General features: G+C 65.0%; 13 protein-coding genes and 2 pseudogenes. 12 read left to right on the plus strand and 3 right to left on the minus strand.

Going from position 1 to position 10,820, the window contains the following annotated elements; all coding sequences use genetic code 11:
* The first annotated feature begins 383 nt into the window (after window positions 1–383).
* Window positions 384–1,061 carry a hypothetical protein gene (locus H3O04_RS16550; RefSeq protein WP_175681298.1) on the plus strand — a complete coding sequence of 226 codons (678 nt, stop codon included), beginning with the start codon at window positions 384–386 and terminating at the stop codon, window positions 1,059–1,061.
* Window positions 1,062–1,080: 19 nt separating this feature from the next.
* Here H3O04_RS16550 and H3O04_RS16555 read toward each other — a convergent pair whose 3' ends face one another.
* Window positions 1,081–2,307, minus strand: coding sequence for an acyltransferase family protein (locus H3O04_RS16555; RefSeq protein ID WP_185921340.1), 1,227 nt, complete (start codon window positions 2,305–2,307; stop codon window positions 1,081–1,083).
* 490 nt (window positions 2,308–2,797) lie between these two features.
* Here H3O04_RS16555 and H3O04_RS16560 point away from each other — a divergent pair, with 490 nt between their 5' ends.
* From H3O04_RS16560 to infA, 4 genes are all read left to right on the plus strand, one after another.
* On the plus strand, window positions 2,798–3,034 hold the full coding sequence (locus tag H3O04_RS16560) for a FitA-like ribbon-helix-helix domain-containing protein (protein WP_202588076.1): 237 nt from the start codon (window positions 2,798–2,800) through the stop codon (window positions 3,032–3,034).
* Window positions 3,021–3,437 carry a type II toxin-antitoxin system VapC family toxin gene (locus H3O04_RS16565; RefSeq protein WP_027807311.1) on the plus strand — a complete coding sequence of 139 codons (417 nt, stop codon included), beginning with the start codon at window positions 3,021–3,023 and terminating at the stop codon, window positions 3,435–3,437. The genes H3O04_RS16560 and H3O04_RS16565 overlap by 14 nt, the downstream gene beginning before the upstream one ends.
* A gap of 413 nt (window positions 3,438–3,850) precedes the next feature.
* Window positions 3,851–4,054, plus strand: coding sequence for a cold-shock protein (locus tag H3O04_RS16570; protein WP_006483056.1), 204 nt, complete (start codon window positions 3,851–3,853; stop codon window positions 4,052–4,054).
* Between the two features lie 466 nt (window positions 4,055–4,520).
* Window positions 4,521–4,784, plus strand: a complete 264-nt coding sequence (infA, locus tag H3O04_RS16575; RefSeq protein WP_006483034.1) for a translation initiation factor IF-1 — start codon at window positions 4,521–4,523, stop codon at window positions 4,782–4,784.
* A gap of 324 nt (window positions 4,785–5,108) precedes the next feature.
* On the opposite strand, the gene H3O04_RS16585 is transcribed toward infA, so the two are convergent.
* Window positions 5,109–6,479, minus strand: coding sequence for an MFS transporter (locus H3O04_RS16585; RefSeq protein ID WP_202588077.1), 1,371 nt, complete (start codon window positions 6,477–6,479; stop codon window positions 5,109–5,111).
* A gap of 140 nt (window positions 6,480–6,619) precedes the next feature.
* Here H3O04_RS16585 and H3O04_RS16590 point away from each other — a divergent pair.
* A pseudogene (locus tag H3O04_RS16590) lies at window positions 6,620–6,762 on the plus strand (phenylacetic acid degradation protein PaaY); the annotation flags it as partial.
* 75 nt (window positions 6,763–6,837) lie between these two features.
* Here the strand turns inward: H3O04_RS16590 and H3O04_RS16595 are convergent.
* Window positions 6,838–7,068 carry a hypothetical protein gene (locus tag H3O04_RS16595; protein ID WP_202588079.1) on the minus strand — a complete coding sequence of 77 codons (231 nt, stop codon included), beginning with the start codon at window positions 7,066–7,068 and terminating at the stop codon, window positions 6,838–6,840.
* Between the two features lie 312 nt (window positions 7,069–7,380).
* On the opposite strand from H3O04_RS16595, the gene H3O04_RS16600 reads away from it, so the two are divergent.
* The 6 genes and pseudogenes from H3O04_RS16600 to H3O04_RS16625 form a co-directional block, all read left to right on the plus strand.
* The gene (locus H3O04_RS16600) at window positions 7,381–7,629 is read left to right on the plus strand and encodes a hypothetical protein (RefSeq protein ID WP_006478971.1); all 249 of its coding nucleotides are present in this window, start codon (window positions 7,381–7,383) and stop codon (window positions 7,627–7,629) included.
* A 211-nt stretch (window positions 7,630–7,840) separates the two neighbouring features.
* The gene (locus H3O04_RS16605; RefSeq protein ID WP_105797622.1) at window positions 7,841–8,140 is read left to right on the plus strand and encodes a hypothetical protein; all 300 of its coding nucleotides are present in this window, start codon (window positions 7,841–7,843) and stop codon (window positions 8,138–8,140) included.
* Window positions 8,141–8,297: 157 nt separating this feature from the next.
* Window positions 8,298–8,942, plus strand: coding sequence for a DUF1326 domain-containing protein (locus H3O04_RS16610; protein WP_011694752.1), 645 nt, complete (start codon window positions 8,298–8,300; stop codon window positions 8,940–8,942).
* Window positions 8,939–9,730 carry a DUF2182 domain-containing protein gene (locus tag H3O04_RS16615; RefSeq protein ID WP_034174776.1) on the plus strand — a complete coding sequence of 264 codons (792 nt, stop codon included), beginning with the start codon at window positions 8,939–8,941 and terminating at the stop codon, window positions 9,728–9,730. Before H3O04_RS16610 ends, H3O04_RS16615 begins: the two co-directional genes overlap by 4 nt.
* Window positions 9,731–9,783: 53 nt before the next feature.
* Window positions 9,784–10,131 (plus strand): copper-binding protein, encoded by a 348-nt coding sequence (locus H3O04_RS16620; RefSeq protein ID WP_034174777.1) that lies wholly within the window; start codon window positions 9,784–9,786, stop codon window positions 10,129–10,131.
* A 264-nt stretch (window positions 10,132–10,395) separates the two neighbouring features.
* Window positions 10,396–10,820: pseudogene (locus H3O04_RS16625) on the plus strand (collagen-like triple helix repeat-containing protein); the annotation flags it as partial.

Consider the following 10,820-nt stretch of genomic DNA (forward strand, 5'->3'; position numbering starts at 1 on the left):
GAATACGGATACGTTCCTGAAACATTTCCCGTCAATTGCGATTCCCGCCACGACCCGTCCCGACGGATGGTGCTTTTTCCGCCTCGGTCAGCGCCGCATGGCACGCGCTTTGCGGTTCATCCGATGCCGCCGGCGCAGACGAATTTCGCCAGAACGATCCGCGCCTCCGCGGCATGTAACGACATCGAAACAAACGGGGAATCGGATCGGGTCGCGCGCGCCGTGTGCCACGGTGCATGCGCAGCGCATGTCGTATCGGTCATGCGCACGGCGCAACGCGTCCCCGGTCCGTCGAACAGCAAGCGTGCTTGCAAGGTGTCGTGCCGGGGTTCGCATCGCGCATCGCGACGAAGGTCGCATGTACGTGGCGTCGCGCCCGGCACATGTCGGGGGAGGCGCCCGTGAAAACGATAGTGAATCAATGGGCAGCGGTCGCGGTGGTGTTCGCTGCGAGCGCGCACGCGCAGGAAATCTACCTGCAGGGCGGCACGCAGGGCGTCGGCATCGGAGCGGCCGTGAGCTTCAATTCGATGCTGGGCGCGCACGCGGATTTCAACGCGATCAATCTGACGCATGACTTCACGGTGGCCGGCAATCGCTATCAGGACGACCTGAAGCTGCGCCAGGGCGGCATCTATGCCGACATCTTCCCGTGGCGAGGCAGCGGCTTCCGCGCGACGCTGGGGCTGCGCTTCAACGACGACGAACTTCACGGCGTGTCGGTGCCGACCAATGGAACCTATGTGTTCGGCGGCAAGCGCTATCCGGCGCTGCCGGGTATGTATGCGGTCGCGCAAGCGCGCTATCCGACCGTGATGCCGTATGTCGGAATCGGCTACGGACATCGACCGGCGTCGAAAGGGCTCGGGTTCGTCGCCGATATCGGCGTCGCGTACGGGATGCCGAAATGTTCGTACACGCTGTCGCCGGAACTCGCCGCGGCGGCCGGACCGGCGAAGAGCCAGGTGCTGGTCGCGAGCGGGCTCGATTCGCTGCGGCAAATGATGTCGCGCTATCGGTGGTATCCGGTCCTGCAGATCGGCATCTCGTATCGCTTCTGAGTCCTGAGTCGCGGGCGGCTCACAGCGTGACGGGTTGACGCTCGCGAGCGGGCTCGGCCGCTCGGCGCGCCGGGCGTGCGTCGTTGCGTCTTGCGATGAACGGATGCTCGACGTAGCGGTAAGTCAGCAGCGCGCACAAGACGGCAACCAGCGCGCATGCCAGCGCGAGCGCCCAGATGGCTGAATCGCCGGCGGAATTGATCGGGAAAACGAACTTGTCGACTGCGTGGACGATCATGTACACGATCACCATGTGGATCATGTAGATGCTGAAGCTGGCGGTGCCGAGCAACGCGAGCGGCCGGGTTCTCAGTACACCGTAGAACGTATTCCCGCATGCAATGCAGAGAAACACCGGAAGCAGCGGCAGCGCGCCTTCGATCGAATAGCGCTCTTCCGGGGACGGAGACAGCGCGAGAATCAGCAGCGCGACGGTCGCCGCCGGTTTCGTGGCGAGCCGCGCGCAGATCGCGGGGTGCCGCGACACCTCGTAGGCCAGGGCGCCGAACGCGAACAGCAGCGCCATGCCGCCGGGCGGCCCGAACAACGCGGCACAGGCCGAGACGATCGCGAGCGCGAGCAGTTTGCGCCACGCACGTGTGGCGACGAACCACGCGAGAAACGGGACGGCGACGTAGAACCGCCATTCGTACGCGAGGGTCCACCAGACGCCGCTCAGATAGGGTGTTCGCTCCGCTCCGTTGATCGGGAACGAGCCGAACCAGCCGAGCGAAACGGCCTTGAGCAGGTCGGCCAGCAACTGCGTCGGTGCGCCGACGGCGTTGCCGGGAAACCAGTAAAGCGTGCAGGCGACGATGACGGCCGCGTAGAACAGATAGAGCGGCGCGAGGCGTCGCACGCGCCCGACGAAGAAGGTCCGCACGTCGAGCGTCCCTCTGCATGCGCGTTCCCAGAACAGCAGCCCGGTGACCATGAAGAACATCGCGACCGGAATCGTCCCGAGATTGCGCAGGAAATCGGTGCCGGCCCCCCAGACGCCGGTCGACAGCAACGCCTGGTTGCACGCGAAGTGATGGAAGACCACGGAGGTGGCGAGGATGCCGCGGAAACCGTCGAGATTGCGATAGCGCATCGACAGCGACTTGTCGACGGCCGACCGATAGAACGGCACGTGTCGGGCGACGAGCCACGCGATGATCGCCACGGCCGCAAGGCATGCCGGGAAGTAGAGTTTGTCGGGTGTCGGGGAGAACAGGGTTTGCAGGGCTGGCGTAACAAAGTCCACTGAAGAGCGTCTCGTGTCTTGGATCGGGATTTCAGGCACGGATGGTCCGCGTCGATGCAAGGTCTTCTGCGCGCTTCGCACGGCGTTCGATCGCCGGTCTTGTGATTCGATGGTATCAAACGATCGCGACGGCCGCGGCCCGGTGTGCAACACGATGTTTCAGCGTGAATCGGTGCGACGTCCGTGCTCGCAGCCCATGTCGCCAACGGCGCCCGCGCCGCAAATCCCGTTCCTCGCCGGCCGGACATGCGTCGTGATCGACGCGCTCGACTGGCCATTCGGCCGGCTTCCCCATCGTCCCGCGCCGGCTTACCTTGAGCGACAGCAGTTCGATGCGTCGGGCCAGTGGCGGAACGTGGATGGCTTCATGCCGTCCGCTGCGGCTGGCTCACGCCGACTCCAGGGTCCGTCCGGTCACGAAGGTGATAGCAATGCTTGCAATTTGCCTTCGTGGCGCTATCATTGATAGCAAATCTGGATGGAGGTAGTCATGGCAAATCTTCTGGTGCGTAACGTGGATGACACTATCGTTCAAAGCCTGCGCGAGCAGGCGGCGGCCAATGGCAGGAGCGTCGAGGCCGAACATCGAGCCATTCTGGCCGAAGCGCTCGGCCGGCCGAAGCGGCGGACATTTGCGCAAGTGCTGCTGAGCATGCCGGAGGTGGGCGAGGACGCGGATTTCCAACGTGTTCAGGATTCAGGCGAGGTCAGGCGTGTTTTTGATTGATACCAACGTCATTAGCGAAATCAGGAAGGGCAGGCGAACCAATCGCGGCGTGCGGGCGTTCTTCAGGCAGGCCGAAGCCGACGCCAGCCCGCTTTACCTGTCCGTCGTGACGGTGGCCGAGCTGCGGCGCGGTGTCGACCTGATCCGTCATCGCGGCGATCATAGCCAGGCGTCGGCGCTCGAGGCCTGGATCGCGATGATCCTGTCCGGCTATGCGCCGAACATCCTGCCGGTCGATATCGAGACCAGCCAGATGTGGGGGCATTTGCGGGTGCCCGACCCAACGCACGAACTCGACAAGCTGATCGCGGCCACCGCGCTGATCAACGATCTGACGGTCGTCACGCGCAACGTCGACGATTTCGCTCGCACTGGCGTCCGGTTGCTGAATCCGTTCGACTAGCGGCGCGGCAGCGGCTGGCCATCGCGCGAGGTCAAGGGAGGCAGGCTAGCGAGCGACGTATGGCTCTCGTAGGCAGTTCGGCGCGACCGCCACAATTCATGCCCGGTACCGAATGCATCAGAGCCGAAGTAAAAACGCGCAAGCCGGCGGAAAATCAGGGGCATGTCGAGACAGGCTCCATTGGCTGGCAACACTTGCCGCAGAAGGCGCAGGAGCATTTGCGCTTGTGCGCCGCATCAAAATAACTTGACGAAACGGCCGCTACCGCGTAGTGTCCGAGACCGAAGTCGTCAAGAAGTTCGATTGCTCATCATTGGCCGCACACCGTGCGGCAGTCGTTGGTCTCTCCCTCTTTGATTCTTTCTGTGCCCGTCGCGGGCGCATGTTCAATTATTTGTATTAAGGAAGTATTTGTGGATACCGGTACCGTCAAGTGGTTCAACGAAACCAAGGGCTTTGGTTTCATTTCCCCGGACAACGGCGGCGACGATCTGTTCGCCCATTTCTCGGAAATTCGCGGCACGGGCTTCAAGACCCTGGCCGAAGGCCAGAAGGTCAGCTTCGAAGTGAAGCGTGGCCCGAAGGGTCTGCAAGCGTCGAACATCACGCCGCAGTAAGCCGCATCGGCAGCGGTCGCCAAGCGGCGGCCGCTGCCGGATGGAGTATCGCGCGGGGCGCCGCTTGACGGCGGCCGGCGCGTTCCGATGCGCACGACCGATGCATCGCGACATTCACGATGCATCGGTCGTGACGCCTCCCTCATCGCATGCCTGAACCGCATGCGACGCAACGCCCTCGTGACACGCACGTCGTTTCGCGAGCGCATCACCGCTTCAACGCATCAACCCGAGCAGACCGCCGCCATGCCTCAGCTGGCGCGGTCCCGACTTGCGCGGCGCTGCTGGCGCCGCAGCCACTGACCGCCCGAACGCCGCAACGCGCCGGGCTCCGATCGCAAGACAGGCCCGAGGCCCGTCTGAACGAACCGATCCCGGCTGCCTGCCGGCCGCCGTCCCGTTTGCGGGAGCCGGCGCCGGGCAGTCGCCGCGGCCGCGGTCAATCACCTTGTCTGGAGGAATTGGTTTGGCAAAAGAAGAACTGCTGGAACTGGACGGAATCGTCGACGAAGTGCTGCCGGACAGCAAATATCGTGTCACGCTGGAAAACGGCGTCGTGGTTGGCGCGTACGCGTCGGGCCGCATGCGCAAGAACCACATCCGCATTCTCGCGGGCGATCGCGTGACGCTGGAACTGTCGGTGTACGACCTTACCAAGGGCCGCATCAACTTCCGGCACAAGGACGCGAATTCCCCGCGTCCGCCGCGAAGCGGGCAGCCGCGCCGCTAAGCGGCCACGACCGGTGCGCCTCAGCGCGTACCGATCGACACCTGTCCGGCTCATGGCCGGACGAACCGGATGAGCGGCGCACGGTGTGCCGTTCGTCGGTCGTCGGCGGCGCCATTGCGTCGCGGCGGCTTCTTCTGCTTCTCCCGCCTTTACCGGCGCCGCGTGTGTACTACGCTCTGGCGGCCGCGTCCTGCAGAAAATCCTCGATCACCATCGCGAAATACGGCGGATATTCCTGCGTCGGGTAATGCCCGCAATTCGGTATCGTCACGAGCCGCGCGTGAATGAAGGGGCGCCGTGCATGCCTGGCACGGATGGGGCACGTCATGCCGCCCGCCGCACGCTGACTGCCGATACCACCGCGCCCGTCAATTGAACCGCCGCGCCGGCGAACATCGCCACGTGCAGCCCGGCCGCACCGCCGTGTGCGGCTGCGAACGCCGTGCCGAGTACCGCGATCCCGAGCGTCGCGCCGGCCATCCGCGCGACGTTGACGAGCGCGCTCGCGGTGCCCGAGCGCGCCGCGTCGACCGCGCCGACCGCGACCGTCATCAGCGGGCCCGTCGCGATCCCCATCCCGAGCCCCGTCAATGCGAGCCCGATTTCGGCGCCGAGCAGGCTCGACGAGCTGGCCGACGCGCCGATCGCGGCGAGTCCGCTCGCGATCACCGCGACGCCGCCGGCCGTCGTCGCGCGTGTGCCGATACGTTCCGACAATGGTCCCGAGCACGGCGACACGGCGACGAACACGAGCGCCATCGGCAGCAATGCGAGGCCCGCGCCGGTCGAATCGAGCCGGCCGATGCTTTGCCACGTCAGCGGCAGCAGGAACAGCACACCGTACATCCCGAACGTCATGCCGGTGGTCGCGACGATCGCGCCGCGAAACGCGCTGATCCGGAAAATGTCGAGCGGCACCAGCGCGGCTTCGCCGTGGCGGCGCTCGATCGCCACGAACCCGGCGAATGACGCGACTGCGATGCAGCCGGCGATCGTGCAGGCGACCGGCGCCTCGCGGAACACGATCGCCGCATACGCGAGCGCGCCGAGCGCGAGTGCGCCCGTGACTTGCGCCGCGCCGTCGAAATGCCGGCCGTGCGGATCGGACGATTCGGGCACGGCCGGGATCGCGAGCAGCATCGCTGCGATGCTCAGTGGCACGACGACGAAAAAGATGCTGCGCCAGCCGAAGTGCCGGATCAGCACGCCGCCGAGCGTCGGGCCGATCGCCATCGCGACGCCGTTGCACGCAGCCCAGATGCCGAGCGCGCGGCCGCGTTCGACCGGATCGCGCCACACGACGCGCACGACCGCAAGCGACGCCGGCAGCAACAGGGCCGCGCCGACGCCGGCCAGTGCGCGTGCGGCGATCAGCACCGACACCGACGGCGCGAGCGCGCACAGCAGCGACGCGATCGTGAAGACCGCCGTGCCGGCCATGAAGACGCGACGGCGGCCGTACAGGTCGGCGAGCAGCCCGCCGGTCAGCAGCAGCACCGCGTACGTGAGGTTGTAGCTGTCGACGACCCATTGCAATGCGCCGACACCGGCATGGAAATAGGCGCCGATCGCACGCGTCGCAAGGTTGACGACGGCGGTATCGACCTGAGCCACGAGTACCGCGATGCACAGCGTGAGCAGCGTCACGCCGCGGCGTTCGAGCGCGTGGTTGGCGAGTTCTCCGGTATGGGCCATGGCGACGTTCCTCGGCGGGCGATCGTGCGACCTTAAGCGCTGCCTGCTGCCAGCGGGGTGTCAGCAGGTCAAAAAAGCGCGTAGCGCGCAAGCCGCATGCCCACGCGTCAGATGACGAATGGGGCTTGCGCGCGGTTTCCGTCGGCATCGATGTGGTGGTGGGGGACGGTGCGACGATCGCGGCGGCCAGTGCATTCGTGAAGGCCGGCTACGACGTGCCGCGCGGCGTGCTGCTTGCGCGGGCATGCCGGCACGTGTCGTGAGGCAGCCGAGCGACGGCGAACGGCACGCGGCTTTCTATTGGCAACGATCACGTCGATCGTCGGTTGAATGGAGGGCGCTGCCAACCGCCCGCGATTCATCCGGTGTCGCGCTTGATCGCGCGAAATCCTTCCGTCGTCGACACGAACTCCGAAAACCCGAAGGCGGACAACGTGTGCCGAAGGCACCCGGAAAGCGGCGTGCCGTAAACGACCAGGATCGCATAGCCGTCGCGATGCATCGCGTCGCCGTGATGGTCGTCCACCGCATCCAGTATTCCGGCGCACCAGCTTTCGCGGTCGTCGCCATGACGCTGGAACAGGGTCACGCCGCCTTCGGCGGCTCGATCCGGCTCTGCCCGACGCGTATTCCAGATCCGTCTGATCACGGGATCGTTCGCGTCGCTCGTCACGACCCACGTATGCCGTGCGTGCGCGGCGATGTCGCGAATCCGCTCGCCGCTGTCGGGATCGACGATCAGTGCGATCGTGTCTCGTTTCGTCATGGTGGTCCGCGTTGCCGCTGCGAGATCGATGTTCTTTTACGCGTGCCGGTCGATCGGGTCCATACCGGATCGATTGCGTCACGCATCGCCATTGGCTTAAGATCGGCGGGAGATCATCCCACGCCTTCAGCGTCAATGAAAAAGAGCATAAGCCTGCGGGTCGCCGTCATCGCTTCGGCCGTTGCCGTGTACAGCGTCTACATGCATATCCAGCAGCTGATCAGCGGCTGCATGTGGGTCAGGGGCCATCAGCGCTGCAGTTTCGAAAACAGTACGAATTTCCAGGGACTGATGGATCTGGACCTGATGATCACCTGTTGCTGGGTCGCCGCGGCGGTGGTCGGGTGGATTTCCGTTGCGCAGGGTACGAAAAAGCCGGGTTGACGGCGTCACGCGCGTCCTCTTGGACGATTACGACATGACCGCTCGATCAGGCTGGCTCTGTCAATCCGTGACAACGCGCATTCGCTGAGGAGCGGAGACGATGCGCTCGATGCATTCGCGCCCGAATGCCCGACTTCGTTGCCGGCGGACGAGATGATGTTGGTCTTCGGCGAGAGGCGTTGCATCGCGCGCCGCGCGAAGGGAGGTTCCCGTGCAATTTCCGACAGGATCAGTGGTCGCGCTCAGTTCGGCCGCGGCGACGATGTTCTCGATGGGCATGCTGTTTCTCGGCTACTGGGGGTTGCACGAGGCGCTGCCTTGGCGATTCGGCGACTACGTCGTGATCGTGCCGGCGCTGGCGGGGTTCGCGTGCCTGGCCAGCGTGCCGTTTCTCGCGACGTCGCCGATGAAAAAACCCGACGACGAGTCGCGAATGTTCGTCGCGCGGCGCGTGTTTCTGTGTGGCGCAGGCGCGGTGTGGTGTGCGATCGTCGCATCGCTGATCGTGTGAGAACAGGGGTTTCAGGAACAGCCCCGCGAACGCATCCCGAAACGTCTTACGTGAGGCCGCAACGCGCGGTTTTCACGCCGCCATTCCCGCTTTGCTTTCCCTCATCCCGTGCACTAGATTCGAAGCGTTCGTCCGTTTCAGCGCGCGAGGTGGAGCCATGACGCCGTGGGAAATTCAGGGAACCGAAATGATCAGTTGCAATTGCTCATACGGTTGCCCTTGTCAGTTCAATGCGCTGCCGACCAACGGCAACTGCGAAGCGATGGGGGCGATTTCGATCGACAGCGGCCACTACGGCGACGTGGTGCTCGACGGCGTCAGGATCGCGGTGGTGTTCCAGTGGCCGGGCGCCGTGCACGAAGGCAAGGGAAAGTGCCAGCCGATCGTCGACGAGCGTGCCAGTCCGGCGCAGCGCGATGCCGTGCTGAAGATCATGACCGGTCAGGACACCGATCCATTCGCGACGATGTTCTCGGTGTATGCGTCGACGCTCGAGCACGCGTTCGATCCAATCTTCACGAAGATCGATTTCGACGTCGATGTCGATGCGCGGCGCGGCCGGATTCACGTCGACGGTGTGTTCGATGCGGCCGGCGAACCCATCCGCAATCCGGTGACGGGGGCCGAGCATCGCGTGCGGATCGACCTGCCGCACGGGTTCGAATACGAGCTGGCCGAGATCGGTTCGGGCACGGGGCGCTCGCAGGGCAACATCGCGCTGAATCTCGACGGAACCTATGCGCAATTCGCGCGGCTGCATCTGAACAATCACGGGCTGATCCGGCATCGCGCCGCGGCATGACGCCGTTCGACTCCTGGTTCGCGCGCGAGCGGGCCGTCACGCTGCTCGGCATGGCCGCGCTCGTGGGGCTGTGCTGGTTCTATCTGTGGACCGGCGCGGGAACCGGCATGTCGGCGTGGGAGATGACGACCGTCGCGCTGTTTCCGCATCGGCTGGCGGACGGCATGGGCAGCATGGACCCGTCTCTGCCGACCGTGATCGCGATGTGGTGGGTGATGATGATCGCGATGATGACGCCCGGCGCGGCGCCGCTCGTGATGCTGTACCGGCGCGTGCTGCGGCAGCACGGCGACGGGGCGGCGGGATCGGCGTTCACGTCGGTCGCGCTGCTGGCCGGCTATCTGACGACATGGCTGGCGTTCTCGATCGGCGCGGCGTTGCTTCAGGCGGTGCTGCAGCCGGCCGGGATGATCTCCGCGATGATGCTGTGGTCGAAGAGTGCGCTGCTTTCCGCGATCGTGCTGGCCCTGGCCGGACTCTACCAATTCTCGCCGCTGAAACGTGCGTGCCTGCGGCAATGCCGTGCGCCGGCGGCATTCCTGGTCGCGCACTGGCGTCCGGGCGTTGCCGGCAGTTTCCTGCTGGGGGCGCGGCACGGCATGGTTTGCGTGGGCTGCTGCTGGTTGCTGATGGCGCTGCTGTTCGTCGGCGGCGTGATGAACGTCACATGGATCGTCGCGTTGTCGCTGTTCGTGTTCGTGGAAAAGGTGCTGCCCGGCGGCGATCGTATCGGCCGTGTGCTGGGTGCCGTGCTGATCGCATGGGCCGGTGTGACGTTGATCGTGTGATGCGTAGCGCCGGCTGGCGGGGGAAACGCGCCGGGCCCGACGGGAGACGCTCGATGAAAACCTGTTTTCACGCCGTCGTCGTGTCGTGCGCGATGGCGATCGTTGCGACGTTGGCGCTCGCGAGTGGCGACATGTCCGGCATGAAGTCAGCCGACACGACCATGTCGGTGCCGGATACGAAGCTGACCGATGCCGAAGTCAAGGAAATCGACGCCGGCCGCCAGCTCGTGACGCTGAAGCACGGCGCCCTCGACAACATCGGAATGCCGCCGATGACGATGGCGTTCAAGGCCGGCGACGCGGCGATGATCCCTTCGCTGCATGTGGGCGACAGGGTCCGGGTTCGAGTGGAAAACGTCAACGGCACACTGACGATCGTGAAACTGGTGAAGCGACCGTGACGACTATGTGGCCCGTGTACGGATGGACGACGTCGGTTTTTCCTGGTTCGTGCTACGTAACGCAGGGCCGGTGTTACGTCGGCGTTATCGGAATGCCAGGGCGGACCGCGCCGCGAGGCACGATCCGCACGTGATGCGCCATGCCGCGCAGTGCGGCGCGGACGGCTATCGCAGGGTGATTGTGAAATTGTGACGGAGGCCGTTGGAAATGGCACGGTAGATGCTTGTTGGGGTGATCGCGCTGAATAGCGAACGGGGGCTTCCATGCAAGATCACTTCATCAAGGCGAACGTTGCGTTCGCCACCATTGCCGCGGCGTGCGCGCTCGCGGCATGCGGCGGCGGCGACATTACGGCACCGACGCTGGCCGGTAACAACATCGGGACGAGTACGAGCGGGACCAGTGGCACGAGTGGGACCAGTGGCACGAGTGGGACCAGTGGCACGAGTGGGACCAGTGGCACGAGTGGATCAAGTGGCACGAGCGGTACAAGCGGAACTAGCGGAACTAGCGCAACTAGCGGAACTAGCGGAACTAGCGGAACCAGTGGAACCAGCGGAACCAGCGGAACCAGCGGAACCAGCGGAACCAGCGGAACCAGCGGAACCAGCGGAACCAGCGGAACCAGCGGAACCAGCGGAACCAGCGGAACCAGCGGAACCAGCGGAACCAGTGGAACCAGTGGCAC

This window comes from Burkholderia sp. KCJ3K979 (assembly GCF_016759955.1).
GTDB lineage: Bacteria > Pseudomonadota > Gammaproteobacteria > Burkholderiales > Burkholderiaceae > Burkholderia > Burkholderia orbicola.